The sequence below is a fragment of the Paraburkholderia sp. UCT70 genome (assembly GCF_050434085.1).
GTDB classification, from domain to species: Bacteria; Pseudomonadota; Gammaproteobacteria; order Burkholderiales; family Burkholderiaceae; genus Paraburkholderia; species Paraburkholderia tuberum.
The window spans coordinates 2,520,755-2,546,363 of sequence record NZ_JBNPVZ010000004.1 but is presented as its reverse complement, the minus strand read 5'-3'; the positions used below and the strand labels follow the sequence as shown (position 1 = coordinate 2,546,363).

Genomic DNA, 25,609 nt, shown 5'->3' with positions numbered 1-25,609 from the left:
GCGCGAGGGGATATGTGTGAGAATCAATGACGTGTATCACGCTTCACGCATAGTTCTGTTTTGATGACGCTCGCAGCACGGCGGGGTTAACCCGCGAATAGTTTTTTTCGCGTGTTATCCGAGCTGTTTGTTCAACGTTCGCGGCGTCTGTGCAGCTTCGCCTTTGAGCTTCGCTTTCCGACTTCGTCGCCAGTCTCGCTGACTCTTCCTCCACCTCATTTCAACGTCCCTGCGCTCATGAGTTTTCTCGGCATCGACCTCGGCACCGGCTCCCTGAAAGCGGCAATCGTCGACGAACATGGACGCGAGCAGGCGGTATCGAGCGTCGCTTATGCGCTTGTAACTCCGCACGCGGGTTGGGCCGAAATCGACGTCGAGACCTGGTGGCACGCGCTCGTCCATGCGATGGCGGGCCTGCCGCGCGAACTGCGTGACGGCGTGCGCGCGATTGGCTTCTCTGGCCAGATGCACGGCGTCGTGCTGCTCGATGCAAACTGCGCAGCGGTGCGGCGCGCCATGCTGTGGCCCGACTCGCGCGCGCTCGCCATGCTCGACGCGTGGCCCGAGCCGCAACCGAATCCGGTCGCGCCCGGCATGGCCGGACCGCTGCTGCGCTGGCTCGTGCTGCAAGAACCGGATGCCGCGCGCCGCACGCGCTGGGCGCTGCAGCCGAAGGACTGGCTGCGCGTCGCGCTCGGCGGCGCGTGCGTGACCGATGCGTCCGACGCGTGCGCGACCGCGCTCGCCGATCCCGCCGGCGCGTGGGACACGGCGCTGCTGCAACGCCTCGAGATTCCGTCTGAGTGGTTCGCGCCTGTGGCGCCGTCGTATGCGGCGGCGGGCGCGCTGTCGCCGCAGGCCGCACAGGCACTCGGCTTGCGCGCCGGTATCGCGCTCGCAACCGGCGCCGCGGATACGCCGTGCGCGGCGCTCGGCAGCGGACTCGTGCGTGACGGCGACGCGCTGCTGACGACCGGCACCGGCGGACAGATCGTCGTGCTCGCGAACGACGAGCCTGCGCCGTTGAAGGGCTTGCATCGCTATCGCGCGGCGAGCGATCACTGGTATCGGATGGCGGCGATGCAGAACGTCGGCATCGCGCTGGAGCGGGTGCGCGGGTGGCTGTCGTTTGGGTGGGCGGAGGCATACCGAGAGGCATTTGACGATGCGGCTGATGCAGGCGCTCATGCCGCCGCTGAAGTGGCGTCGACGCTGAGCTTCCTGCCGTACCTGACGGGCGAGCGCACGCCGTGGCTGAACCCGCAGGCGCGCGGCGGCTGGCTCGGTTTGTCGCTCGAGCATACGCGCGGCGCGATGATGCGTGCCGCGTTCGAGGGCGTCGCGTTCTCGTTGCGCGCGGGGCTCGACGCGATTCGCGCGAGCGGCGCGCCGGTGACGGTGCTCAAGCTCGCGGGCGGCGGCTCCGTCGATGCGCGCTGGCGACAACTGCTCGCCGATGCGCTCGACGTCGACCTGCATGCGGTCGATTGCCCGAACGCGGCGCCGCGCGGCGCGGCGATCCTCGGCGGCCTCGCGTGCGGCCACTGGCAGACGCGCGATCTCGCCGCGCTCGCGCCGGGCGCGACGCGCGTCGCGGGTCCACGCGGCGATGCGGCGCTTGCTGAACGCTATGCGCGCTTCGTCGATCTGTATGGCCGGGTCGAGCCGTGGTTTGGTGGTAGCGCGCCGGGCGAAGCGCAGTGACAGCGACGGCGTTGAACACGGTGCCGAGCGCAGCCATCGGCGACGCGGCCTTCACGCACTATGCAATACCATGACGCTTTTCGCGCGCCACGTAGTCGCCGGCACGCGATGCCATTTCGCATTCACGGACTCACAGGAGCATTGACGATGAAGACCAAAGCAGCAATCGCATGGAAAGCCGGCGCCCCGTTGACGATCGAGGAAGTCGATCTCGAAGGTCCGCGCGCCGGTGAAGTCCTGATCGAAGTGAAGGCGACGGGCATTTGCCACACCGACTACTACACGCTGTCGGGCGCCGATCCCGAAGGCATCTTCCCGGCGATTCTCGGCCACGAAGGCGCGGGCGTGATCGTCGATGTCGGGCCGGGCGTCGGCACGCTGAAGAAGGGCGATCACGTGATTCCGCTCTACACGCCGGAATGCCGTCAGTGCAAGTTCTGCCTGTCGCGCAAAACGAATCTCTGCCAGGCGATCCGCGCGACGCAGGGCAAAGGCCTGATGCCCGACGCGACCTCGCGCTTCTCGCTCGATGGCAAGCCGCTGTTTCACTACATGGGGACTTCGACGTTCTCGAACTACATCGTCGTGCCGGAGATCGCGGTCGCGAAGGTGCGTGAAGACGCGCCGTTCGACAAGATCTGCTACATCGGCTGCGGTGTGACGACCGGCGTCGGCGCGGTCGTGTATTCGGCGAAGGTCGAGGCGGGGGCCAACGTGGTGGTGTTCGGGCTCGGCGGTATCGGGCTGAACGTGATTCAAGGCGCGAAGATGGTCGGCGCGGACAAGATCATCGGTGTCGATCTCAACCCGGGCCGCGTCGAGCTCGCGAAGAAGTTCGGCATGACGCACTTCATCAACCCGAACGAAGTCGAGAACGTCGTCGATCACATCGTGCAGCTGACCGACGGCGGCGCCGACTACTCGTTCGAATGCATCGGCAACGTGAAGGTGATGCGCCAGGCGCTCGAATGCACGCACAAGGGCTGGGGCCAGTCGTTCATCATCGGCGTCGCGGCGGCGGGCGAGGAGATCAGCACGCGGCCGTTCCAGCTGGTGACGGGCCGCGAGTGGAAGGGCTCGGCGTTCGGCGGCGCGCGAGGCCGCACCGACGTGCCGAAGATCGTCGACTGGTACATGGAAGGCAAGATCAATATCGACGATCTGATTACGCACCGTCTGCCGCTCGAGCGCATCAACGAGGGCTTCGACCTGATGAAGAAGGGCGAGTCGATCCGCTCGGTCGTGCTCTACTAAGCGAGGAGCGTCGCGATGCTCGAACTACTATCGTCGCACGCCTGCCACGGCGGCGAGCAGCGCTTTTACCGGCACGAGTCGCGCACCATCGGTCTGCCGATGCGCTTCTCGGTCTATCTGCCGCCGCAGGCGTTGCGGGGCAATGCGAAGGTGCCCGCGCTGTTCTACCTCGCGGGGCTGACCTGCACCGAAGAGACGTTCGCGATCAAGGCCGGCGCGCAGCGCTTCGCGGCCCGGCACGGCATCGCGCTGATCGCGCCGGATACGAGCCCTCGCGGCGCGGGCGTGCCAGGCGAGAGCGATGCGTGGGACTTCGGCGTCGGCGCGGGCTTTTACGTCGACGCAACCGAGGAGCCGTGGGCGCGGAACTACCGCATGGACTCGTACGTGCGCGACGAGCTGCGCGAAACGGCGCTGGCGAACCTGCCGATCGATGGCGCGCGTCTCGGCATCTTCGGTCATTCGATGGGCGGGCACGGCGCGCTGATGCTCGCGCTGCGCAATCCGGACATTTATCGGTCGGTGTCGGCGTTCGCGCCGATCGCGGCGCCGATGCGTTGTCCGTGGGGCGAGAAGGCGTTTAGCGGTTATCTTGGCGAGAGCCGTGAAGCGTGGAAGCAGTACGACGCGAGCGAGCTGGTTTCGCAGGCGACGCACAAGTTCGCGGAAGGGATTCTCGTCGATCAGGGGCTCGCGGATCAGTTCCTGCCCACGCAGCTCAATCCCGACGTATTCGAAGCGGCGTGCAAGGCCGCGGGTCAACCGCTTACGCTTCGCCGGCACGAAGGCTACGACCACGGCTACTACTTCATCTCGACGTTCGTCGAGGATCATCTCGCGCATCATGCGAAGGTGTTGCTCGGCTGAAAACGTCGGGTAGCGCGGCATGAAATAAAAAACGGCGGCACTTCATGTGCCGCCGTTTTTTCATTTGATCGGCGTAAGCGCCGCTCAATGCCGCTTCAACAGACTCCCGCCATACACCACCGCCGACAGCACGGTGATCCAGAAGCTCGTCGGGCAATCGGTATAGAACGCGAGCGTCAGCCCGAGCCACGCCTGCGCGAGCGCGAACACGGCCGCGAGCACGAGACCCGTCGACAGCCGCGTGCTCAGGTTCTGCGCGGCGGCGGCCGGCCCCACCATCAGCGTGAACACGAGCAGCACGCCGACGATCTGCGTGCAAGCGGCGACGGCCAGCGCGGCGATCGCGAGAAACAGCACCGACACGCGGCGCAGCGACACGCCCTTCGCTTCGGCCAGCTCCGGCTGCAGCGACGCGAACAGTAGCGGCCGCATGATGGCCGCGAGCGCGACCAGACTGACGACGCCCAACGCCGCGAGCACACCGAGCGTCGCTGCATTGACGCCGAGCACGTTGCCGAACAGCAGCGCAGTCACCTGCGTCGCGTACGCGGTGAAGAAATGCAGAAACAGCAGCCCAAAGCCGAGCGACAAGGAAAGGATTACGCCGATCGCGACGTCGCGGCCGGCGAGCCGCTCGCCGAGCGCGCCCATGCCCACACCGGCCGCGAGCGTGAAGCCGATCATCCCCCAGATAGGCGGGATGCCGATCAGCACCGCGCCGGTCGCGCCGGTGAAGCCGACGTGTGACAGCGCGTGGCCCGCGAACGTCTGTCCGCGCATCACCAGAAAATAGCCGACCACGCCGGCCAGCACCGCGACGATCCCCGAGGCCGCGAATGCGTTCACCATGAAATCGTATTCAAACATCGTGCGTGTGTCCGTCGCGTAAGTCGTGCGGGGTTGGGCGACTGTGTGAGTGGCTGTGCGAATGCGTATGTCCGCCGTCCTCGTCGTGTTCGTGCTCGTGATCGTGCTTCTCGACTTCGACGCCGCCCGACATCACGAAGATGCGGCCGTTCACGCGCATCACGTCGATCGGCGAGCCGTACAGACGCGACAGCACCGGCCGCGTGATCACTTCGTCGACGGTGCCGAGCGCCGCGACGCCGCTGCCGAGATACAGCACGCGATCGATCGAGTTCAGCAGCGGATTGAGTTCGTGCGCGGAGAACAGCACCGCGATGCCGAGCTCCTGCTGCACGCGCCGCACCAGTTCGACGACGCTCTTCTGGTGATGCGGATCGAGACTGATCAACGGTTCATCGAGCAGCAGCAGTTTCGGATTGCCGAGCAGGCATTGCGCGAGCAGGAGCCGCTGCCGTTCGCCGCCCGACAACTCCGACAGTGGCCGCTTCGACAGAGTCGTCCCGCCGACGAGTTCGAGCACCCGATCGACGTCCGCGCGCGTTTTTGCATCCGCATGCGGCAAGCCCCAGCGATGACCATCGGCGGCCATCGCGACCAGATCGCGGCCGCGCACGCGACGGCCGGCGAGCGCGCTGCGCGTCTGCGGCATATAGCCGATCGACGCGTTGCCGCGCTCGACCGTCTGCCCGAGCACGCGAATCGCGCCGCCCGCGGCCGGCACGAGGCCGAGCACCGCGCGCATCAGCGTCGTCTTGCCCGCGCCGTTGGGCCCGAGCACGCCGATGAACTCGCCCTGGTTCACGACGAAGCTGGTGTCGCGCAGGATCGTGCGGCCGCCCAGATCGAGCGTCACGTTGTCGAGTTCGAGCACGGGCTTGTCGCCGCGCGCGGTGGGTGCGCCTGATTGCGCACCTGCTGGCGTTTGATGGCCAGTCGGAATCATGGAGCCTTTCCTTTCGCGCTCGCGCTGGTCGCGCCAATCGCGCCGTTCGTGTCACCCGCCGCGAGCGCTTTCTGGAACGCATCGAGCTGCGTCAGCATCCACGTCTGATAGGTCTTGCCGGCCGGCAGGGTTTCGGTGACGCTCACCGTCGGTACCTTCGATTGTTGCGCGAGCTTCAGCATCCGTCGGGTCAGCGCCTCGGTGGCCTGGCTGTTATAGATCAGCACACGCACGCGCCGCTCACGCAGATCGCGTTCGAACGCGGCGATATCGGCCGCGCTCGCTTCGGTGTCGTTCATCGCGGCGAGCTGGAAGCGCTGGTTGCGCATGGCGAGGCCGATCGCGTCCGACATATAGCCGAACACCGGCTCCGTCGCCGTCACCGGCAAGCCCGCATAGCGGCCGTGCAGCTCGGCGACCTTCGCGTCGATCGGCTTCAGCGAATCGAGAAACTTCGCGAGATTCGCATCGTACGCCGGCTTGTGCGCCGGGTCAGCAGCGCTGAGCGCGTCGCTGAGCGCGCGCGCGACTTTCGGCATCGTCGCCGGGTCGTACCACAGGTGCGGATTGTCGCCGCCTTTTTTGCCGACGAGGTCGGCCGCGACGATCACTGTGCGATGCGCGCCTTTCGATGCGGCCAGCAGCTTCACCATCCACGGATCGTAGTCGGCGCCGTTGTAGACGACGAGGCTCGCGTGCTGCAACGCGCGCGCGGTGGCCGGGCTCGCTTCGAACAGATGCGGGTCCTGATCCGGATTGCTGAGGATGCTGGTCACGTCGACGCGATCGCCGCCGAGTTGCCGCACCACGTCGCCATAAAAGTTCTCCGCGGCGACGACCGGAATTTTCGTGTCGGCGGCGAACGCGTTGTGGCCGAAGCCGAGCGCCGCGATCGCGAGCAGGTAGGTGCACAGATGGGTGCGCACAGACGTCGAACGCTTCAGCGCGCGGTGCGCTCTGGACAACATCGAGCCGATTGTTTTCATCGTTGTTTCCTGCTGGGTGAGAGTTGAATCAGCCACTCGCGGTGGCAAGGCCAAATATGGGGTGGCGCTTAGCGCGGCGCCGCGCATCTGATCACGACGAATTGCCTGCTGCGCCGCCGGCGCCGCCAGGCTTCGCCGCTCGCGCACATGGCCCGCACAGTCCACTTAGCTCGATCACCTGACGATGCACCTCGAAGCCATGCGCGGGTGCGCTATGCGACAGGCGGTCGGCGAGTTCGTCGCCGGGAATCTCGACAGTCGCGCCGCAGCCGTCGCACATCAGGAACTGGCTGCGATGCGGCACGCCGATTTCGCAGCAGGCGACGAACGCGTTCTTCGATTCGATCCGGTGCACGAAGCCGTGCGCGACGAGGAAGTCGAGCGCGCGATAGACGGTGGTCGGCGGCATGCGACCGCGCTCGGGCGCGAGCGCGTCGAGCAACTCGTACGCGCCGACCGGCCGCTCGCACGCGACGATCGCCGCGTACACCTGGCGGCGTAGCGGCGTCAGCGCGAGCCCCTGCGCCGCGGCGTGCGCGTCCGCATGCGCGAGCCGCATGGCGTGCTGTTCGGCGAGCGAGGTAGTCATCGGCGTGAATCTCCTGACATGGCGGCCCCCGAGCGGGCTGCAAGGTCGAAATGATATAACGTATCGCGATTATTTGTCAGCGGCGCGAATCTTCGCACGGCGGCACGCAGCGAACGCGTCGTGGCGACCGTGGCGCAATGGGCTTGCCCCTGCCGCGCTGCACCATCGAAATTCGTCCGCGTGCCTTGACATGACCCGGTCCGTATCCGATCATTCGATCACTAACCGAGCAATTGATCGCCTGGTGAGCGTTCGCTCACTGCGCGCCAAAATGTAAAAACGAACCGGAGACAGGCAGTGGCACGATTGCAGGACAAAGTCGCCATTCTGACGGGCGCGGCCAGCGGTATCGGTGAAGCGGTAGCCCTGCGCTATCTCGACGAGGGCGCGCGCTGTGTGCTGGTCGACGTGAAGCCGACCGACAGCATCGGCGGCGCGCTGCGCGGCACCTACGGCGAGCGCGTGTTGAGCGTCAGCGCCGACGTCCGGCGCCGCGAGGACATCGAGCGCATCGTCACGAGCACGCTCGGCCGCTTCGGCCAGATCGACATCCTGTTCAACAATGCGGCGCTGTTCGACATGCGCCCGCTCCTCGACGAATCCTGGGACGTGTTCGACCGCCTGTTCGCGGTCAACGTGAAGGGCATGTTTTTCCTGATGCAGGCGGTCGCGTGGCAGATGGTCGAGCAGGGCCGCGGCGGCAAGATCATCAATATGTCGTCGCAGGCCGGGCGGCGCGGCGAGGCGCTCGTGTCGCACTACTGCGCGACCAAGGCGGCGGTGTTGAGCTATACGCAGTCCGCGGCGCTCGCGCTCGCGCCGCATAAGATCAATGTGAACGGCATCGCGCCGGGCGTCGTCGACACGCCCATGTGGAACGAGGTCGACGCGCTGTTCGCGCGCTACGAGAACCGGCCGCTCGGGGAGAAGAAGCGCCTCGTCGGCGAGGCCGTGCCGCTCGGCCGCATGGGCGTGCCCGACGACCTGACCGGCGCCGCGCTGTTCCTCGCGTCGGCCGATGCCGACTACATCACCGCGCAGACGCTGAACGTCGACGGCGGCAACTGGATGAGCTGAATAAAGAGCAGGGAGCGGGCACGTTGACTGCTCTGAGCGGCGCGTCAGTCCGTCAAACGAACGCAGCATCACATAACGTACGAGAAAGGAGACAACGATGAAACCAGCTTTCAAATTCGCGCTGAAGGCGGCCGGTGCCGGCGCGGCCACCTGCTTCGCGCTGAGCGCATCGGCGGCGACGGTGACGATCGCGACGCTGAACAATCCGGACATGATCGAGTTGAAGAAGCTGTCGCCCGCGTTCGAAAAAGCGAATCCGGACATCAAGCTGAACTGGGTGATCCTCGAGGAAAACGTGCTGCGTCAGCGCGCGACGACCGACATCACGACCGGCAGCGGCCAGTTCGACGTAATGACGATCGGCGCGTATGAAACCCCGCAATGGGGCAAGCGCGGCTGGCTCGCGCCGATCACGAACCTGCCGGCGAGCTATGACCTCAACGACGTCGTGAAGACGGCCCGCGACGGCCTGTCCGCGAACGGCCAGTTGTACGCGCTGCCGTTCTACGTCGAAAGCTCGATGACCTATTACCGCAAGGATCTGTTCGACAAGGCCGGTCTGAAGATGCCCGACCAGCCGACCTACGACCAGATCGCCCAATTCGCCGACAAGCTCACCGACAAGTCCAAGGAGCAATACGGCATCTGCCTTCGCGGCAAGGCGGGCTGGGGCGAGAACATGGCGTACGGCACGACGGTCGTGAACACCTTCGGCGGCCGCTGGTTCGACGAGAAGTGGAACGGGCAGCTGACGTCGCCGGAATGGAAGAAGGCGATGACGTTCTACGTCGATCTGCTGAAGAAGGACGGCCCTCCGGGAGCAAGCTCGAACGGCTTCAACGAAAACCTGACGCTGATGTCGTCGGGCAAGTGCGCGATGTGGATCGACGCGACGGTCGCGGCCGGCATGCTCTACAACAAGCAGCAGTCGCAGATCGCCGACAAGGTCGGCTTCGCCGCGGCGCCCGTCGCGGTCACGCCGAAGGGCTCGCACTGGCTGTGGGCGTGGGCGCTCGCGATTCCGAAGTCGTCGAAGCAGCAAGATGCGGCGAAGAAGTTCATCGAGTGGGCGACCTCGAAGGAGTACATTGAACTGGTCGCGAAGGACGAAGGCTGGGCCTCGGTGCCGCCGGGCACGCGCGAGTCCACTTACGCGCGCCCCGAGTACAAGCAGGCCGCGCCGTTCGGCGACTTCGTGCTGAAGGCGATCCAGACCGCCGACCCGGATCATCCGACCTTGAAGCCGGTCCCGTACACCGGTGTGCAGTTCGTCGGAATTCCCGAATTCCAGTCGTTCGGCACCGTGGTCGGGCAGAGCATCTCCGGCGCGATCGCCGGTCAGATGACGGTCGACCAGGCGCTCGCGGCCGGCAACGCGGCGGCGGATCGCGCGGTCAAGCAGGCGGGTTATCAGAAGTAACCCGGCAGGCCCGCCGCATCGACCGATGCGGCTCATGCAGCAGGGCGGCCGTTCGTCTGCGCCCGATGCGATGCGGCGCGTGTCGTGCGCCATTCAGGCACGGCGCGCCGCGTCGCACATACGCGGCTCGGGCGAACGCTCCGCGCATTACCGAACAGGTGGTCCATCATGCGTCCTTTGCGCCTACCTCTGATGCAAACCCATCCCCAGACAGAAAAAGAACGCGAGGAGCGTAAGGCCAGTTCGGCCCGCTGGCTCGTGGCGCCGTCGGTCGGCGTGCTCGTGCTGTGGATGGTCATTCCGCTCGCGATGACGATCTGGTTCTCGTTCTCGCACTACAACCTGCTCAATCCCGATCTGCGCGGCTTCGCCGGCTTCGACAACTACCGCTATCTCGCGACTGATCCGTCGTTCGGTCCGTCGATCGCGCATACGATCGAGCTGATCGTATGGGTGCTCGTGATCACCGTGGGCGGCGGCGTACTGATGGCGATCCTGTTCGACCGCAAGTTCTACGGGCAGGGCGTCGCACGCCTGCTCGCCATCGGCCCGTTCTTCGTGATGCCGACGGTCAGCGCGCTGATCTGGAAGAACATGATCCTGCACCCGGTGTACGGCCTCGTCGCGCAGGGCATGCGGGCGCTCGGCATGCAGCCGATCGACTGGTTCGCCGACTATCCGCTCACCGCGGTGATCATGATCGTCGCGTGGCAGTGGCTGCCGTTCGCGTTCCTGATCCTGTTCACGTCGATCCAGTCGCTCGACCAGGAGCAGAAGGAAGCCGCGAAGATCGACGGCGCCGGTCCGTTCTCGATGTTCTTCTACATCACGCTGCCGCACCTGCGACGTGCGATCGCGGTCGTCGTGATGATGGAGACGATTTTCCTGCTGTCGATCTTCGCCGAGATCTATACGACCACGGGCGGCGGTCCGGGCAACGCGACCACGACCCTGTCGTACCTGATCTTCGCGCTGGGCCTGCAACAGTTCGACGTCGGTCTCGCCTCGGCGGGCGGTATTCTCGCGGTCGTGCTGGCCAACATCGTGTCGTTCTTCCTCGTGCGGATGCTCGCGAAGAACCTGAAAGGGGAGTACGAAAAATGAGCCACGTTGCCTCCACTTCGGCATCGGCGACGCAGCCGGTCGCGGTGCCGACCAAATCGCCGTTCGACACGATTCGCCGCGGCATTCCCGGCGTGATCGCGTGGCTCGTCGCGCTGCTGCTGTTCTTCCCGATCTTCTGGATGACGATCACCGCGTTCAAGACCGAGCAGCAGGCCTATGCGTCGTCGCTGTTTTTCGTGCCGACGCTCGACAGCTTCCGCGAGGTGTTCGCGCGCAGCAACTACTTCGCGTTCGCGTGGAACTCGATACTGATCTCGGTCGGCGTCACACTGCTGTGCCTGATCCTCGCGGTGCCGTGCGCGTACGCTATGGCGTTCTTCCCGACGCGCCGCACTCAGAAGGTGCTGCTATGGATGCTGTCGACGAAGATGATGCCGTCGGTCGGTGTGCTGGTGCCGATCTATCTGCTGTGGAAAAACAGCGGCCTTCTGGATACCGTGTCGGGCCTGATCATTGTCTACACGCTGATCAATCTGCCGATCGCGGTCTGGATGGCGTTCACGTACTTCGCTGAAATTCCGCGCGACATTCTCGAAGCCGGGCGCATCGACGGCGCGGCGACGTGGCAGGAGATCGTCTATCTGCTGATGCCGATGGCGCTGCCCGGGCTCGCGTCGACCGCGCTGCTGCTCGTGATCCTGTCGTGGAACGAGGCGTTCTGGAGCATCAACCTGTCGAGCTCGAACGCGGCGCCGCTGACCGTGTTCATCGCGTCGTATTCGAGTCCTGAAGGTTTGTTCTGGGCCAAGTTGTCGGCCGCTTCGTTGCTGGCGGTCGCGCCGATCCTGATCGTCGGCTGGCTGTCGCAGAAGCAGTTGGTGCGCGGGCTCACGTTCGGGGCGGTCAAATGACGGCTGGCCCGGGCATCGCGCGATATGCGTTGATCTGCGATTGCGACGGCGTGCTGATCGACAGCGAAGCGGTGGCCGCGCGCATGCTGGTGCGCGAACTCGAGGCGCGCTGGCCCGGCATCGACGCCGCGCCGGTCGTGCTGCCGCTGCTCGGGCTGCGCATCGAGCGCGTGTTGCAGAACACCGCGACTCAGCTCGGCAAACAACTCGGCACCGACGATATCGTTGCGATCCGCCGCGCGGTCGAAGCGGCGGCGATCGAGGCGCCCGCCGTCGACGGCATCGAGATGGCGCTGACCCAGGTGCCGCTCGTCAAAGGCTGCGCGAGCAATAGCTTCCGGCCGTACGTCGAGACGGTGCTGGCGCGCACGGGCCTGAAGCGTTTCTTCGGCGAGCGGCTGTTCTGCGCCGATGCGGTGCCGAATCCGAAGCCCGCGCCGGACGTGTATCTGGCGGCGGCGCAAGGCTTCGGGCTCGCGCCGGGTGCGTGCCTCGTCGTCGAGGACAGCGTGACCGGCGTCACGGCGGCGGCCGCGGCGGGCATGGCGGTGCTCGGGTTTATCGGCGGCGGTCATGCGAGCGATGCGCAGATCGATCGATTGCACGCGGCGGGCGCGCGTCATGTGTTCGAGGACATGCGGCAGTTGCCCGACCTCGTCGCGCAATGGACGCTCTCCGCGACGGCCGCGGCGCCATGAGCGCACGAATGCACGCGACACGACACGGCATCAGGTAGCAGCACGAAGTAACGAGCAGCATCGAACAGCATTACACGGAGACACATCATGGCAAGCGTAACCTTGCGCAACATCAGAAAGGCCTACGACGAAAACGAAGTGATGCGCGACATCAATCTCGACATCGCCGATGGCGAGTTCGTCGTGTTCGTCGGGCCGAGCGGTTGCGGCAAATCGACCCTGATGCGGATGATCGCGGGCCTCGAGGACATCACGGGCGGCGATCTGAACATCGACGCCGTGCGCATGAACGACGTGCCGCCGGCCAAGCGCGGCATCGCGATGGTGTTCCAGTCGTACGCGCTGTATCCGCACATGACGCTGTACGACAACATGGCGTTCGGCCTGAAGCTCGCCGGCGCGAAGAAGCCGGAGATCGACTCAGCCGTGCGCAACGCGGCGAAGATCCTGCACATCGACCATCTGCTCGATCGCAAGCCGAAGCAGCTGTCGGGCGGGCAGCGTCAGCGCGTCGCGATCGGCCGCGCGATCACGCGCAAGCCGAAGGTGTTCCTGTTCGACGAGCCGCTGTCGAATCTCGACGCCGCGCTGCGCGTGAAGATGCGCCTCGAGTTCGCACGCCTGCACGACGAGCTGAAGACGACGATGATCTACGTGACGCACGACCAGGTCGAGGCGATGACTTTGGCCGACAAGATCGTCGTGTTGTCGGCGGGCAATCTGGAGCAGGTCGGCAGTCCGACGATGCTGTATCACGCGCCGGCGAACCGCTTCGTCGCCGGCTTCATCGGCTCGCCGAAGATGAACTTCATGGAAGGCGTCGTGCAGTCGGTGTCGCACGACGGCGTCTCGGTGCGTTACGAGACCGGCGAGACACAGCGGGTGTTGGTCGAGCCGGGCGCGGCCAGGCAGGGCGACAAGGTGACGGTCGGCATCCGCCCCGAGCATCTGCACGTCAGCACGACCGAGGATGGTATCGAGGCACGCACGATGACGGTCGAATCGCTCGGCGATGCCGCGTATCTGTACGCGGAGTCGAGCGTCGCGCCCGATGGGTTGATCGCGCGGATTCCGCCGCTCGAACGGCATGCGAAGGGCAATACGCAGAAGCTGGGCGCGACGCCCGAGCATTGCCATCTGTTTGATAGCGAAGGCAAGGCGTTCCAGCGCAAGATTGTTGAGGTGCTGGCGGCGTGATGAAGCGGAGCGGCGCGAGGGCGCCGCGGCTCGCGAATGCAAGGCTTTTCGTGTGTCACCAGCACGGGCGGCAGCTGTTCATGCGCGCCCGCGCATCCTTGTTTGGTTCCCGCTGCGCGGTCTGACTATCGATTAGTCAGAGCAGCTGCCGCGTCCCGATATTGGGACGCCGAACAGCGTTCCCTCTCAGAATCATCCTTCGCCCATAGCAGGACCGTGCATTCACCGGCTAACGTGAAAGTCCGATACGAATGAAGAGGACTTTTGCATGTCACAGGTGAATGAGTCAGATGGCGTCCGCGTCGTACTGAGTGCTCCGCAACTGGCGGCCGTACTGGCCCGTCAGTCGATTAGCATGACTGAGATGCTTTCCAACCGGCTATGGGGCGGTTTGCAGGTTGTCGGCGGAGTGCTGGAAATGGTAGGCGCCGGTGCGTTATGCGTGCTGCCAGACCCGACGATGGCAAGCAAAGCCGGGTGCATTGTGTTTGGCGTGCATGGCTCGGATACCGCTGCAACGGGTCTGCGACAGCTTTGGACCGGGCAGGACACCGCCACGCTCACCCAACGCGGTACGGCGAAGCTGGCGGAAGCAATGAAGGCCAGCCCCGACATGGCCAACAATATCGGCCTGTCACTCGATATCGCCGTCTCGGTTGGCGTCGCCGGCTCGATCAAGGCGGTACGGGCGTCCGCGATTACGATGGGCCGGATCAACTTGATGATGCACGAAGCGAAGGCGGGCAGCGGGATTGGCGGGCACACGCTGCGGAAACATGTCGGGCGCACTGAGGCACAATTGTCAGAGAGATTGTTGAAGGAACCGTGGCGAGACCGAGTCTCGTCATTTGCGAATATTCCTGCGGCGGAATGGGCCATCTCGGAGGCGATGCAGGCGAACGCCAATGCAATCAAGTCGTGGGCTGCTTCACCGGGAAGAGAATTGGTTTTAAAGAAAGATGTCGGAAAAAACGTTGGCTACACCTTGTTAAAAGAATCAAGAAGATTGATAAATTCGAGCAAGGTCACCGTTATTCTTAGAAATCAGGCATACAACGGAATGCCATACTATATTCTTACCGCTTATCTGGATGCCTAATTGAGGGAAGTGAAAGTGAGTTTAATTACGGATATCCTAGCGGCGAGAGGCCCAACTATGGTTAGAATTTCCAATGTACTGGACTATTCAAATGATCTGTCGTTGGTACTGTCCAAATTCGGCCTGACTCCAGACGAGACGATGCTTGTGCCCCAACATAGAGCCGGGGCCATTGCTATTCTCATGAACCTGCTATGGAAAGGACAGGCTTATGATTGTGAACGCATGAGTAGGAGTAAAGCGGAACAGCTTGCTGAAAAAATAATTTCTGAAAATGAATCAAAAGACAGTGGTTATTTTTCAAACAAGGAATCACCATCTTCGAATTCGTGGAATGGCCTTACGGGATCGACCTTTGACTCAGGCGTTATTATAAGTAGTGGGGAAGGGCGATATTTCTGTATCTGGTTTGAAGATGAAGATTGATTTGACGCATTCAGACAAGTCATGGAAAACCAGTCAACTTATCCAGAACTTAGTCATTTCTTCGGAGTCTACCTGAATCAGGATTACGACCTTTCAGGAAACACGATCGCGGAGATCGTCGAATGCTACAAACAGGGGACGCCTGTGGACGCGCATGAAAGGATGCTGTCCGAGATAGAGCGATTCAAGAGCGAACATCCTGACCTGGACAAGGCATTCGGCAACGCTTACGGCCAAGATTTCTCGCCAGACCTGTGGGGTCACACGACCGCCTCGCTTCTCGACGAGTTGAAGCAGATCCTGAGCGAGTAAGCCTCTCGACTGCGTCAACTCGCGGCGCGTCTACACCGATCGCGCCCGCCTTTTCCGCGTCCGCAGTTCACGCCTCCAACGCCGCCCGCGCGCACAACTCATCGGTAACGAGCCCCGACAACCACCCCCCCTTGAGCACCGCGATCAGCGCCTCGCGCTTACGCAGCCCGCCCGCGAAGCCGATGGTCGGCCGGCGTGGCGGCGTGTCGAGCGCGATGCTCGTCACGCGTCGGCCGGTCGGCGATTCGACGTGCGCGCCGGCCGCATCGATTGGCAGGCCGAGCATTTCGGCGACCGCGCCGTTGTGCATCAACTCGTTCACCTCGCCTTCCGTGATGAAGCCATCCTCGTGCAACGGACAGGTCAACCCAATGTTGCCGATGCCGACGAACGCGACATCGGCCTGCGCCGACAGCGATTCGACGATCCGATAGAGACGGTGATTGCACCACTGCGCGCGCTCGGCCTCGCTGTCGGCGAGCAGCGGCGCGGGCAGCAGAAAATATTTGCCCCCGGTCTTTTCCGAAATGTGCAGCGCGACGTCGTAACGGTTCGAGGAGCCGTCCTGCGCGATCGCGCCGACCATCGATACCAGCCGATGCTGCGGACGGTCTAGCTGCGCGATCTGATCGACCGCGGCCTTTAGCGTGCGGCCGCTGCTGACCGCGACGACCATCGGCTTTTCCTCGCTCAGATAGCGCTCCATCACCTGCGCGCCGGCCACCGCGAGCTTACGGTCGACTTCCTCGGAGGTATCGCCGTCGATCGGCACGATCTCGCACATGCTGAGGCCATAGCGCTTCGACAGCTGATCGGCGAGCGACAGGCAATCAGCGAGCTTGTGATCGACCCGCACGCGGATCAGGTTCTTTTCGACCGCGAACGCGACGAGCCGCTGCGCGACCGGCCGCGACACCTGCAGCTTCTCGGCGATTTCGTTCTGGGTATTGCCCGCGACGTAATAAAGCCACGCGGCGCGTGTGGCGAGATCGAGTTTTTCTGTGGACCTGGGCACGATGAGGTTTCGGTTGAAGTGCGCCGATGATAGCGGCCGGCGGCGCGTCTGTCGCGCGGGCCGGCCGCGGTTGACGCTCAGGCGAGCGGTGCGCGCGCGGGATCGAACAGCGGCCGTACGTGTCGATACAGCGCGCGATACGCTTCGTGCCGGGTGCGCAATTGCGCGTGGCGGCGCGGATTCGGTGTGAACTCCTTTTCGACAGGCGGCTTGGTCAGCACGGTGGCCGGCTCGCCACCCGCGGCGAGCCAGCCGAGACGCGCCGCGCCGAGCGCCGCGCCGGTTTCGCCGCCGCCGTGCTTGACGGTGACGGTGTCGAGCGCATCGGCGAGCAACTGGGCCCAGTAGTCGCTGCGTGCGCCGCCGCCGAGCAGCGACAACATCTTCGCCTCGGTGCCGGCCGCGCGCAGCGCGTCGAGGCCGTCGGTCAGCGCGAGCGTCACGCCTTCGAGCACCGCGTAGCCGAGCAGCGCGCGGTCGGTTGCGTGAGTCATGCCGAAGAATACGCCTTGCGCATAGGGGTCGTTGTGCGGCGTGCGCTCGCCCGACAGATACGGCAAAAAGAGCGGCGCGGTGGTCAAGGCCTCGGCGGGCAGCGCCTCGATTTCGGCGAGCAGCGTCGGCTCGTCGGTCGACGTCAGCTTGCAGACCCAGCGCAAACAGCTCGCCGCCGACAGCACCACGCTCATCTGATGCCAGCGGTCCGGGATCGCATGACAGAACGCGTGCACGGCGGAGGCCGGGTTCGGGCGGAAGCTGTCGCCGACCACGCACAGCACGCCCGAGGTGCCCAACGACACGAAGCCGTCGCCCGGTTGCGTCGCGCCGATGCCGATCGCGCTGGTCGCGTTGTCGCCGCCGCCGGCCGCGACGATCACGTCGTCGCGCAGGCCGAATTCGCGCGCGAGTTCCGGCAGCAGCGTGCCGGCCGGCGCGCTGCCTTCGCGCAGCGCCGGCATCTGCGCGCGCGTCATGTTGCAGGCAGCGAGCAGCGAATCGGACCAATCGCGTTTCGCGACGTCGAGCCACAATGTGCCGGCCGCGTCCGATGGATCGGACACCTTGCCGCCCGTCAGTTGCAGGCGCAGATAGTCTTTCGGCAGCAGCACGCAGGCAGTCCTCGCGAAAATCTCCGGCTCGTGACGCGCGACCCACAGCAGCTTCGGCGCCGTGAAACCGGGCATCGCCAGATTGCCGGCGACGCTGTGCAGTTCCGGCGCGCGCTCGGTCAGCTCCGCGCACTCCTTGTCACTGCGCATGTCGTTCCACAGGATCGCGGGCCGCAGCACGCGGTTTTCCGCGTCGAGCAGCACCGCGCCGTGCATCTGCCCCGACAGGCCGATGCCGCGAATCTGCGCGAACTCGTCGGGATGACGCGCGCGCAACGCGGCGAGCGCCGCGCGTGTGCCGGCCCACCAGTCTTCGGGATTCTGCTCGGCCCAGCGCTGGTGCGGACGCGAAACGGTGAACGGCGAGCCTGCGGTGCCGATCACGCGGCCGTCGGAGGCGAGCAGCAGAACTTTCACTTCGGACGTGCCGAGGTCGATGCCTAGGAACATGGGAGCGAAACCTTCGTCGTTGGGGATGCGCTACTTTAGCGGTTCATCGCGCGCGCTGTCATGCGCATTAAGCCTGGCTAGTCGCGCCGCGTTCGGCGAGCCATGCGTCGACCCGCGCGAGCGCGCCCGCGAGCGCCGCTTCGAGCTCGGGCGTCTGCGCCATGCCGCCCCACAGCAGCCGGTCGGCCGCGAACGCGCGCAGCGGATCGGGCGCCGTGAAAAAGGCGTGCGCGACGCGCTCTTCCATCACGCCGTCCTGATACGCGTAGGGCAGCTTGCCCGTGTGCCAGCGTTCCAGAAAGCGGAAGAACAATGCGGGCAGCATCGCGGTCGCCGCCGGCGTGACGCCGCGCTCGAAGCATTCGGCGAGTGTCGGCGCGATGAAGCCGGGTAACTTCGAGAAGCCATCGGCGGCGACGCGCTGGTTCGTGTCGAGGATATGCGGGTTGCTGAAGCGCTCGAGCACGACGTCGCGATAGCGTTCGAGATCGAGCGGACTCGGTGTCAGACACGGGATCACGTCCTCGGTCACGTAGTCGTACGCGAACTGGCGGATGTCGGCGTCGAGCGTGCCTTCGTGGATGTAGTTCAGGCCGACCAGCGTGCCCGCCCACGCGATGCAGCTATGCGTCGCGTTGAGAATGCGGATCTTCGCTTCCTCGTACGGCAGCACCGAATCGACGAGTTCCGCGCCGACCTTCTCCCAGGCCGGCCGTCCCGCGATGAAGCGGTCTTCGATCACCCACTGGATGAACGCCTCGCCCATCACCGGACTCGCGTCGTCGACGCCGGTCGCGGCCTTCACGCGCTCGCGCACGTCGGGCGTCGGACGCGGCGTGATGCGATCGACCATCGAACACGGGCATGACGTGTTGTCGTCGAACCATTGCGCGAGTTCGTTTGCGCCGCGTCGTTCGAGAAACTCGCTCATGCCCGCATGAAAGCGCTCGCCGTTGCTGCGCAGGTTGTCGCAGGTCTGCAGCGTGACGGGTCCCGCGCCGCGCTTCGCGCGCGCGTCGAGAATCGCCGCGAGCGCGCCGTAGATCGTCGTGTGCCCGCCGGCGAGGTCGGCGGCGAGATCGGGATTCGCGGTGTCGAGCCGGTCGTGTTCGTCGAGGTAATAGCCGCCTTCGGTCACGGTGAACGCGATGATCTTGCAAGCCGGATCGGCGCCCGCTTCGATCAGCCCATCGAGGCTTTCACTCCACGGCAGCACGCGCTCGATCGAGCGGATCGTCTCGTAGGCGCGCTCGCCTTGCGGCGTGACGGTTTCGAGCGTGTAGACGCCGTTCTGCGCGGCGAGCGCTTCGAGCACCGGGTTCATGTCGCCGCGGATATTGCCCACGCTCAGCGACCAGCGCGGCTCGCCGGCCGTGCTCGCTTCGTTCAGCCGGTGCAGATACCACGCCTGATGCGCGCGATGAAACGATCCCGCGCCGATGTGCAGGATCACGTGTGCGGCCGCGCCGCTGCCTTGCCCGCTGTTCATGTTGGGTCTCCAAAAACTTCTCCGCGGCGCTCGCGGCGCGCGTTCTGTGCGTGCAGAGCATTTGCTCTGTATGTGAGCGAATGATCGTACCCGGAGAAACGAAAGTCAAGGCAAGGGGCGGGCTTTTGATGGCGCAGCGCGGCATGGGCGATGCGGCGGCGGCAGTGACGAGCGCCCGAGGCGAGAAAGCGAGTCGCGCCACTCATATTGCATTGCATCAAATTTGACCGTGCGCGCGTGGGGGCTAACCCGAATACAAAAAAGTATCGGTCCGCGGTTTCTTTTAAAGTGGTCGCCAACGCGTTTGGCGGTTACTTTTCGCTTTACAAGATCAAGATCGGCGGTGCCTCCCGCGCGCCGCTTCATGGAGGCAGACAGTGCAACCTGATCTCGAAATCGTGGCCGTACGCCACGACGAATCGTTCAAAGTGTGGTCGCATGGCTATCCGTATCGCACGGTGCGCTGGCACTTTCATCCGGAGTACGAAATCCATCTGATCGTCGCGACGACCGGCAAGATGTTCGTCGGCGATCACATCGGCAGCTTCGCGCCCGGCAACCTCGTGCTGATGGGGCCGAACCTGCCGCACAACTGGGTCAGCGACGTGCCCGAAGGCGAGAGCGTCGCGCAGCGCAATCTGGTCGTGCAGTTTGGCCACGAGTTCGTATCGAACTGTCTCGAGAGTTTTCCGGAGTGGCGTCAGGTCGAGGCGCTGCTCGCCGATGCGCGTCGCGGCCTGTCGTTCGGTCTGGAGACATCCGCGCAGATCAAGCCGCTCTTTGTCCAACTGCTCGCGGCGCGCGGGCTGCGCCGGCTCGTGCTGTTCATGTCGATGCTCGAGATCCTGATCAACGCGCCGGATCGCGACACGCTCGCGAGTCCCGCTTATCAGGCCGATCCGACCAGCTTCGCGGCGACCCGCATCAATCACGTGCTTGCGTATATCGGCAAGAACCTCGCGAACGAGTTGCGCGAGTCGGAGCTTGCGCAACTCGCCGGCCAGAGCGTCAGCGCGTTTTCGCGTTATTTCCGCCGTCATACCGGGCTGCCGTTCGTGCAGTACGTGAACCGCATGCGCATCAATCTCGCGTGCCAGTTGCTGACCGACGGCGAACTGAGCGTGACCGACATCTGCTTCAAGGCGGGCTTCAACAACCTGTCGAATTTCAACCGGCAGTTTCTAGCGATGAAGGGCATGGCGCCGTCGACGTTTCGCCGTTATCAGCAACTGAACGATGCGAGCCGCGATGCTTCCGAGCAAGCGGCCGCGCATGGCAGGGGCATCGACAACGCGCCGGCGATCGTGCTCGCGCCGGGCTTGTCGCGTAGCGGCGTCGCGTACCCGGTCACATAGTGCCCATCCGGTAGTTCACAGCTTTATTCCACTCGCGTTTCAACACGCATCGATCGCGCTGTGCGCCCACAGCGCGAGGGGGCGTGATCACTTCAAAAAATGGAGACAACCATGAAGCCGTCTACTCTTTCACTTAACCCTTCGATGATGTTCGCGCGCCGTGTCGCCTCGCTCGCGTTCGGTTTGTCGCTAGTCGCTGTGTCGGCAGCGCAGACCGCGCAGGCCGCGCCACTGAAAATCGGCATGACGTTCCAGGAACTGAACAACCCGTACTTCGTGACGATGCAGAAAGCGCTGAACGACGCGGCCGCGTCGACTGGCGCGACGGTCGTCGTCACCGACGCGCATCACGACGTCAGCAAGCAGGTCAGCGACGTCGAAGACATGCTGCAAAAGAAGATCGACATCCTGCTCGTCAATCCGACCGATTCGACCGGCATCCAGTCGGCGGTCACGTCGGCGAAGAAGGCGGGCGTCGTCGTGGTCGCGGTCGATGCGAACGCGAACGGTCCGGTCGATTCGTTCGTCGGATCGAAGAACTACGACGCGGGCGTGATGGCGTGCGACTACCTCGCGAAGTCGATCGGCGGCAGCGGCGAAGTGGCGATTCTCGACGGCATTCCGGTCGTGCCGATTCTCGAACGCGTGCGCGGCTGCAAAGCGGCGCTCGCGAAGTCGCCGGGCGTGAAGCTCGTCGATACGCAGAACGGCAAGCAGGAACGCGCGACCGCGTTGTCCGTCACCGAGAACATGATCCAGGCGCATCCGAATCTGAAGGGCGTGTTCAGCGTGAACGACGGCGGCTCGATGGGCGCACTGTCGGCGATCGAATCGTCGGGCAAGGACATCAAGCTGACGAGCGTCGACGGCGCACCGGAAGCGATCGCCGCGATCCAGAAGCCGAATTCGAAATTCGTCGAGACGTCCGCGCAATTCCCGGCCGACCAGGTGCGCATCGCGCTCGGCATCGCGCTCGCGAAGAAGTGGGGCGCCAATGTGCCGAAAGCGATTCCGGTCGACGTGAAGGTGATCGACAAGAGCAACGCTAAGGGCTTCAGCTGGTAACGCAAGCGCAGGCTGCCGCGCGTGCGGATCATGCGCGGCGGCGCGCGGCACAGGAACATGCGATGGACACGATTCTGAAGCTCGACAACATCAGCAAGAGCTTTCCCGGCGTGAAGGCGCTGCAAGGCATTCACCTCGAGATCGCGCGCGGCGAGATTCACGCGCTGCTCGGCGAGAACGGCGCGGGCAAGTCGACGCTGATGAAGATTCTGTGCGGTATCTACCAGCCGGACGAAGGCACGATCACGCTCGACGGCGAGCAACGCCACTTCGCGAACTATCACGACGCGGTGGCCGCGGGCGTCGGCATCGTGTTTCAGGAATTCAGCCTGATTTCGTATCTGAGCGCGGTGGAGAACATATTTCTCGGCCGTGAATTGCGCAACCGCTTCGGTCTGCTCGAACGCGGCAGAATGCGGCGCGCGGCGGCGCGGATTTTTGAGCGGCTTGGCGTAGCGATCGATCTGTCGGTGCCGATTCGACAACTGTCGGTTGCGCAGCAGCAGTTCGTCGAAATCGGCAAGGCGTTGTCGCTCGATGCCCGCGTGCTGATTCTCGACGAACCGACCGCGACACTGACACCCGCCGAGGCCGCGCATCTGTTCACGATCATGCGCGAGCTGAAGCAGCAGGGCGTCGCGATGATCTTCATCTCGCATCACCTCGAAGAGATTTTCGAGGTGTGCGACCGCATCACGGTGCTGCGCGATGGCCAGTACGCCGGCATGACCGAGGTCGCCCAATCCGACGTGAGCCGGCTCGTGCAAATGATGGTGGGACGCCGCATCGAAAGCAGCTTTCCGCCGAAGCCGCCGCCGCGCGCCGGCGCGAAGGTCGTGCTCGACGTCGTGCGCTTGCAGCTGTTCAAAGACAGCCCCGAGCTGAGCTTCATGCTGCGCGAGGGCGAGATTCTCGGCTTCGCGGGACTCGTCGGTTCGGGGCGCACCGAGACCGCGCTCGCGGTGATCGGCGCGGACCGTGCGTACGCGAAGGAAATTCGCGTCAACGGCGCGGCCGCGAAGCTCGCCGACCCGGCCGATGCGCTTCGCGCGGGCGTCGGCATTCTGCCCGAGAGCCGCAAGACCGAAGGGCTCATTACCGAGTTCTCGATCAAGCAGAACATCTCGATCAACAACCTCGGCAAGTACCGGTCGCTACGTTTCTTCATCGACCAACGTAGCGAAGCGCGCGCGACCGCCGACATCATGAAGCGCGTCGGCGTGAAGGCCCCAACGATGCACACCGAAGTCGCGACGCTGTCGGGCGGCAATCAGCAGAAGGTCGTGATCGCTCGCTGGCTCAATCACCACACCAACATCCTGATCTTCGACGAACCGACACGCGGCATCGACGTCGGCGCGAAGGCCGAAATCTATCTGCTGATGCGCGAACTGACCGCGCGCGGCTACTCGATCATCATGATCTCGTCCGAGTTGCCGGAGATCGTCGGCATGTGCGACCGCGTCGCCGTATTCCGGCAGGGCCGCATCGAAGCGCTGCTCGAAGGCGACGCGATCGAATCGAATGCCGTGATGACCTATGCGACCGCCGGTTCGGCTGGAGCCTCTCATGAACATGCCTAATCCTTTCTCTTCGCCGAAAACATCGAGTGTCGACAGCGACACGCCGGGCGCGCCAGTGCGCTTCACGTGGGCCGCGCTGAAGCGCTCGACGCTGTTCTATCCGTTCATCGGCCTGCTGGTCGTCTGCATCGTGATGGTGTTCGCGAGCGACAGCTTTCTGTCGGCCGCGAACATCGAGAACGTGCTGCGCCAGGTGTCGATCAACGCGATCATCGCGGTCGGCATGACCTGCGTGATCCTGACGGGCGGCATCGATCTGTCGGTCGGCTCGGTGATGGCGCTCTCGGGCACGCTGTCGGCCGGGCTGATGGTCGCCGGCATGAATGGGGTGGCCGCGCTTGCGGTCGGCCTCGCGGTCGGTCTCGGCTTCGGCGCGGCCAACGGCTTTTTCGTCGCGTTCGCCGGCATGCCGCCGATCATCGTCACACTCGCGACGATGGGTATCGCGCGCGGCCTCGCACTGATCTACACGGGCGGCTATCCGATCGACGGTCTGCCCGACTGGGTCAGCTTCTTCGGCAGCGGCAAGATTCTCGGCATCCAGGCGCCGGTCGTGATCATGGCGGTGATCTATCTGATCGCGTGGGTGCTGCTCGAACGGATGCCGTTTGGCCGCTACGTGTATGCGATCGGCGGTAACGAGCAGGCGACGCGATTGTCCGGCGTGCGTGTGGCGCGCGTGAAGCTGATCGTCTACACGATCGCGGGTTTGACGTCCGCGTTCGCCGCGATCGTGCTGACCGCGCGCCTGATGAGCGGCCAGCCGAACGCGGGCGTCGGTTTCGAACTCGACGCGATCGCCGCCGTCGTGATGGGCGGCACGTCGATCTCCGGTGGACGCGGCTCGATCATCGGCACGCTGATCGGCGCGCTGTTACTCGGCGTCCTGAATAACGGCCTGAACATGGTCGGCGTGAATCCGTACGTGCAGAACGTGATCAAGGGCGGAATCATTCTGCTCGCGATCTATATCAGCCGCGAGCGCAGAAAGTAACGCTGTCTTCCCCACATCCCTCCTTTGGCAGGACCATGCAATGACGACTCAAACCGACCAGCAGAACATGACCGCCATCGTCTGTCATGCACCGAAAGACTATCGCGTCGAGCAGGTACAGAAACCACGCGCGCGCGCGCACGAACTCGTGATCCGCATCGCCGCGTGCGGCATCTGCGCGAGCGACTGCAAATGCCATTCGGGCGCGAAGATGTTCTGGGGCGGCCCGAGCCCGTGGGTCAAGGCGCCGGTGATTCCGGGCCACGAGTTCTTCGGCTATGTCGAGGAACTGGGCGAGGGCGCGGCCGAGCATTTCGGCGTGCAGAAGGGCGAGCGCGTGATCGCCGAGCAGATCGTGCCGTGCGGCAAGTGCCGCTACTGCAAGTCTGGCCAGTACTGGATGTGCGAAGTGCACAACATCTTCGGCTTTCAGCGCGAGGTGGCGGACGGCGGCATGGCCGAGTACATGCGCATTCCGCCGACCGCGATCGTCCACAAGATTCCCGACGGCATCTCGCTCGAAGACGCCGCGATCATCGAACCGCTCGCGTGTGCGATTCACACGGTCAATCGCGGCGATCTGCAACTCGACGACGTGGTCGTGATCGCGGGCGCGGGGCCGCTCGGTCTGATGATGACGCAGGTCGCGCATCTGAAGACGCCGAAGCAGCTCGTCGTGATCGATCTCGTCGAAGAACGGCTCGCACTCGCGCGCGAATATGGCGCGGACGTGACGATCAATCCTCGGAAGGACGACGCGCTCGCGATCATCCATTCACTGACGGACGGCTACGGCTGCGACGTCTATATTGAAACGACGGGTGCGCCGGTCGGCGTGAATCAGGGGATGGACCTGATCCGCAAGCTCGGGCGCTTCGTCGAATTCTCGGTGTTCGGCGCGGATACGACGCTCGACTGGTCGGTGATCGGCGATCGCAAGGAACTCGACGTGCGCGGCGCGCATCTTGGACCCTATTGCTATCCGATCGCAATCGATCTGCTCGCGCGCGGACTCGTTACGTCGAAGGGCATCGTCACGCACGGCTTTTCGTTGGAAGAATGGGACGAAGCGATCAGGATCGCGAACTCGCTCGATTCGATCAAGGTGCTGATGAAGCCGCGCGCGTGAATCTG

General features: G+C 64.4%; 24 protein-coding genes. 17 read left to right on the top strand and 7 right to left on the bottom strand.

The features are described 5' to 3' along the window. Window positions 1-237: 237 nt before the first annotated feature. From OKW41_RS37415 to fghA, 3 genes are all read left to right on the top strand, one after another. Window positions 238-1,704, top strand: a complete 1,467-nt coding sequence (locus OKW41_RS37415; protein WP_429575659.1) for a xylulokinase — start codon at window positions 238-240, stop codon at window positions 1,702-1,704. Between the two features lie 147 nt (window positions 1,705-1,851). After that, window positions 1,852-2,958: an S-(hydroxymethyl)glutathione dehydrogenase/class III alcohol dehydrogenase gene (locus tag OKW41_RS37410; protein ID WP_429469768.1), complete on the top strand. Its 1,107-nt coding sequence runs from the start codon at window positions 1,852-1,854 to the stop codon at window positions 2,956-2,958. A 15-nt stretch (window positions 2,959-2,973) separates the two neighbouring features. Then, window positions 2,974-3,825 (top strand): S-formylglutathione hydrolase, encoded by an 852-nt coding sequence (gene fghA, locus OKW41_RS37405; protein WP_429575658.1) that lies wholly within the window; start codon window positions 2,974-2,976, stop codon window positions 3,823-3,825. An 84-nt stretch (window positions 3,826-3,909) separates the two neighbouring features. On the opposite strand, the gene OKW41_RS37400 is transcribed toward fghA, so the two are convergent. From OKW41_RS37400 to OKW41_RS37385, 4 genes are all read right to left on the bottom strand, one after another. Next, the gene (locus OKW41_RS37400) at window positions 3,910-4,692 is read right to left on the bottom strand and encodes a metal ABC transporter permease (RefSeq protein WP_429575657.1); all 783 of its coding nucleotides are present in this window, start codon (window positions 4,690-4,692) and stop codon (window positions 3,910-3,912) included. Beyond that, on the bottom strand, window positions 4,685-5,635 hold the full coding sequence (locus OKW41_RS37395; protein WP_429575656.1) for an ABC transporter ATP-binding protein: 951 nt from the start codon (window positions 5,633-5,635) through the stop codon (window positions 4,685-4,687). Before OKW41_RS37395 ends, OKW41_RS37400 begins: the two co-directional genes overlap by 8 nt. After that, window positions 5,632-6,621 carry a metal ABC transporter solute-binding protein gene (locus tag OKW41_RS37390; protein WP_429451543.1) on the bottom strand — a complete coding sequence of 330 codons (990 nt, stop codon included), beginning with the start codon at window positions 6,619-6,621 and terminating at the stop codon, window positions 5,632-5,634. The genes OKW41_RS37395 and OKW41_RS37390 overlap by 4 nt, the downstream gene beginning before the upstream one ends. Before the next feature lie 91 nt (window positions 6,622-6,712). Then, entirely contained in the window at window positions 6,713-7,210 is a 498-nt protein-coding gene (locus OKW41_RS37385; protein ID WP_429575655.1) for a Fur family transcriptional regulator, read from the bottom strand. A 297-nt stretch (window positions 7,211-7,507) separates the two neighbouring features. Between OKW41_RS37385 and OKW41_RS37380 the strand changes: the two genes are divergently transcribed. The 9 genes from OKW41_RS37380 (at window position 7,508) to OKW41_RS37340 (ending at window position 15,415) form a co-directional block, all read left to right on the top strand. Further along, window positions 7,508-8,287: an L-iditol 2-dehydrogenase gene (locus OKW41_RS37380; RefSeq protein ID WP_429575654.1), complete on the top strand. Its 780-nt coding sequence runs from the start codon at window positions 7,508-7,510 to the stop codon at window positions 8,285-8,287. Between the two features lie 97 nt (window positions 8,288-8,384). Continuing rightward, window positions 8,385-9,707: an ABC transporter substrate-binding protein gene (locus OKW41_RS37375; RefSeq protein ID WP_429451536.1), complete on the top strand. Its 1,323-nt coding sequence runs from the start codon at window positions 8,385-8,387 to the stop codon at window positions 9,705-9,707. A gap of 168 nt (window positions 9,708-9,875) precedes the next feature. Next, entirely contained in the window at window positions 9,876-10,811 is a 936-nt protein-coding gene (locus tag OKW41_RS37370) for a carbohydrate ABC transporter permease (RefSeq protein WP_429451535.1), read from the top strand. Next, window positions 10,808-11,683 (top strand): carbohydrate ABC transporter permease, encoded by an 876-nt coding sequence (locus OKW41_RS37365; RefSeq protein ID WP_429451532.1) that lies wholly within the window; start codon window positions 10,808-10,810, stop codon window positions 11,681-11,683. The genes OKW41_RS37370 and OKW41_RS37365 overlap by 4 nt, the downstream gene beginning before the upstream one ends. Beyond that, window positions 11,680-12,381 carry an HAD family hydrolase gene (locus tag OKW41_RS37360; protein ID WP_429575653.1) on the top strand — a complete coding sequence of 234 codons (702 nt, stop codon included), beginning with the start codon at window positions 11,680-11,682 and terminating at the stop codon, window positions 12,379-12,381. Before OKW41_RS37365 ends, OKW41_RS37360 begins: the two co-directional genes overlap by 4 nt. An 87-nt stretch (window positions 12,382-12,468) precedes the next feature. Then, on the top strand, window positions 12,469-13,578 hold the full coding sequence (locus OKW41_RS37355; RefSeq protein ID WP_429451529.1) for an ABC transporter ATP-binding protein: 1,110 nt from the start codon (window positions 12,469-12,471) through the stop codon (window positions 13,576-13,578). A gap of 268 nt (window positions 13,579-13,846) precedes the next feature. After that, window positions 13,847-14,677 carry an RNase A-like domain-containing protein gene (locus OKW41_RS37350; RefSeq protein WP_429451526.1) on the top strand — a complete coding sequence of 277 codons (831 nt, stop codon included), beginning with the start codon at window positions 13,847-13,849 and terminating at the stop codon, window positions 14,675-14,677. A 15-nt stretch (window positions 14,678-14,692) separates the two neighbouring features. Further along, window positions 14,693-15,103 carry a hypothetical protein gene (locus tag OKW41_RS37345; RefSeq protein ID WP_429451524.1) on the top strand — a complete coding sequence of 137 codons (411 nt, stop codon included), beginning with the start codon at window positions 14,693-14,695 and terminating at the stop codon, window positions 15,101-15,103. 21 nt (window positions 15,104-15,124) lie between these two features. After that, window positions 15,125-15,415: a contact-dependent growth inhibition system immunity protein gene (locus tag OKW41_RS37340; protein WP_429451522.1), complete on the top strand. Its 291-nt coding sequence runs from the start codon at window positions 15,125-15,127 to the stop codon at window positions 15,413-15,415. Window positions 15,416-15,482: 67 nt separating this feature from the next. Here OKW41_RS37340 and OKW41_RS37335 read toward each other — a convergent pair whose 3' ends face one another. From OKW41_RS37335 to dalD, 3 genes are all read right to left on the bottom strand, one after another. Beyond that, window positions 15,483-16,430: a sugar-binding transcriptional regulator gene (locus OKW41_RS37335; RefSeq protein ID WP_429575652.1), complete on the bottom strand. Its 948-nt coding sequence runs from the start codon at window positions 16,428-16,430 to the stop codon at window positions 15,483-15,485. Between the two features lie 77 nt (window positions 16,431-16,507). Further along, a complete protein-coding gene (gene xylB, locus OKW41_RS37330; protein WP_429575651.1) occupies window positions 16,508-17,989 on the bottom strand; it encodes a xylulokinase in 1,482 nt (493 codons plus the stop codon). Window positions 17,990-18,056: 67 nt separating this feature from the next. After that, on the bottom strand, window positions 18,057-19,478 hold the full coding sequence (gene dalD / locus OKW41_RS37325) for a D-arabinitol 4-dehydrogenase (RefSeq protein ID WP_429575650.1): 1,422 nt from the start codon (window positions 19,476-19,478) through the stop codon (window positions 18,057-18,059). Window positions 19,479-19,855: 377 nt separating this feature from the next. On the opposite strand from dalD, the gene OKW41_RS37320 reads away from it, so the two are divergent. From OKW41_RS37320 to OKW41_RS37300, 5 genes are all read left to right on the top strand, one after another. Next, on the top strand, window positions 19,856-20,833 hold the full coding sequence (locus tag OKW41_RS37320; RefSeq protein WP_429575649.1) for an AraC family transcriptional regulator: 978 nt from the start codon (window positions 19,856-19,858) through the stop codon (window positions 20,831-20,833). Between the two features lie 144 nt (window positions 20,834-20,977). Further along, window positions 20,978-21,898: a substrate-binding domain-containing protein gene (locus OKW41_RS37315; RefSeq protein WP_429454529.1), complete on the top strand. Its 921-nt coding sequence runs from the start codon at window positions 20,978-20,980 to the stop codon at window positions 21,896-21,898. 62 nt (window positions 21,899-21,960) lie between these two features. Continuing rightward, window positions 21,961-23,481, top strand: a complete 1,521-nt coding sequence (locus OKW41_RS37310) for a sugar ABC transporter ATP-binding protein (RefSeq protein ID WP_429575648.1) — start codon at window positions 21,961-21,963, stop codon at window positions 23,479-23,481. Then, entirely contained in the window at window positions 23,468-24,475 is a 1,008-nt protein-coding gene (locus OKW41_RS37305; protein ID WP_429451511.1) for an ABC transporter permease, read from the top strand. The genes OKW41_RS37310 and OKW41_RS37305 overlap by 14 nt, the downstream gene beginning before the upstream one ends. A gap of 40 nt (window positions 24,476-24,515) precedes the next feature. Next, entirely contained in the window at window positions 24,516-25,604 is a 1,089-nt protein-coding gene (locus tag OKW41_RS37300) for an alcohol dehydrogenase catalytic domain-containing protein (RefSeq protein ID WP_429575647.1), read from the top strand. Window positions 25,605-25,609: the final 5 nt, after the last annotated feature.

Coding starts and splice junctions, on each gene's coding strand:
- OKW41_RS37415 (WP_429575659.1), top strand. CDS start 238: ATGAGTTTTCTCGGCATCGACCTCGGCACCGGCTCCCTGAAAGCGGCA.
- OKW41_RS37410 (WP_429469768.1), top strand. CDS start 1,852: ATGAAGACCAAAGCAGCAATCGCATGGAAAGCCGGCGCCCCGTTGACG.
- fghA (WP_429575658.1), top strand. CDS start 2,974: ATGCTCGAACTACTATCGTCGCACGCCTGCCACGGCGGCGAGCAGCGC.
- OKW41_RS37400 (WP_429575657.1), bottom strand. CDS start 4,692: ATGTTTGAATACGATTTCATGGTGAACGCATTCGCGGCCTCGGGGATC.
- OKW41_RS37395 (WP_429575656.1), bottom strand. CDS start 5,635: ATGATTCCGACTGGCCATCAAACGCCAGCAGGTGCGCAATCAGGCGCA.
- OKW41_RS37390 (WP_429451543.1), bottom strand. CDS start 6,621: ATGAAAACAATCGGCTCGATGTTGTCCAGAGCGCACCGCGCGCTGAAG.
- OKW41_RS37385 (WP_429575655.1), bottom strand. CDS start 7,210: ATGACTACCTCGCTCGCCGAACAGCACGCCATGCGGCTCGCGCATGCG.
- OKW41_RS37375 (WP_429451536.1), top strand. CDS start 8,385: ATGAAACCAGCTTTCAAATTCGCGCTGAAGGCGGCCGGTGCCGGCGCG.
- OKW41_RS37370 (WP_429451535.1), top strand. CDS start 9,876: ATGCGTCCTTTGCGCCTACCTCTGATGCAAACCCATCCCCAGACAGAA.
- OKW41_RS37365 (WP_429451532.1), top strand. CDS start 10,808: ATGAGCCACGTTGCCTCCACTTCGGCATCGGCGACGCAGCCGGTCGCG.
- OKW41_RS37360 (WP_429575653.1), top strand. CDS start 11,680: ATGACGGCTGGCCCGGGCATCGCGCGATATGCGTTGATCTGCGATTGC.
- OKW41_RS37355 (WP_429451529.1), top strand. CDS start 12,469: ATGGCAAGCGTAACCTTGCGCAACATCAGAAAGGCCTACGACGAAAAC.
- OKW41_RS37350 (WP_429451526.1), top strand. CDS start 13,847: ATGTCACAGGTGAATGAGTCAGATGGCGTCCGCGTCGTACTGAGTGCT.
- OKW41_RS37340 (WP_429451522.1), top strand. CDS start 15,125: ATGGAAAACCAGTCAACTTATCCAGAACTTAGTCATTTCTTCGGAGTC.
- xylB (WP_429575651.1), bottom strand. CDS start 17,989: ATGTTCCTAGGCATCGACCTCGGCACGTCCGAAGTGAAAGTTCTGCTG.
- dalD (WP_429575650.1), bottom strand. CDS start 19,478: ATGAACAGCGGGCAAGGCAGCGGCGCGGCCGCACACGTGATCCTGCAC.
- OKW41_RS37315 (WP_429454529.1), top strand. CDS start 20,978: ATGATGTTCGCGCGCCGTGTCGCCTCGCTCGCGTTCGGTTTGTCGCTA.
- OKW41_RS37310 (WP_429575648.1), top strand. CDS start 21,961: ATGGACACGATTCTGAAGCTCGACAACATCAGCAAGAGCTTTCCCGGC.
- OKW41_RS37305 (WP_429451511.1), top strand. CDS start 23,468: ATGAACATGCCTAATCCTTTCTCTTCGCCGAAAACATCGAGTGTCGAC.
- OKW41_RS37300 (WP_429575647.1), top strand. CDS start 24,516: ATGACGACTCAAACCGACCAGCAGAACATGACCGCCATCGTCTGTCAT.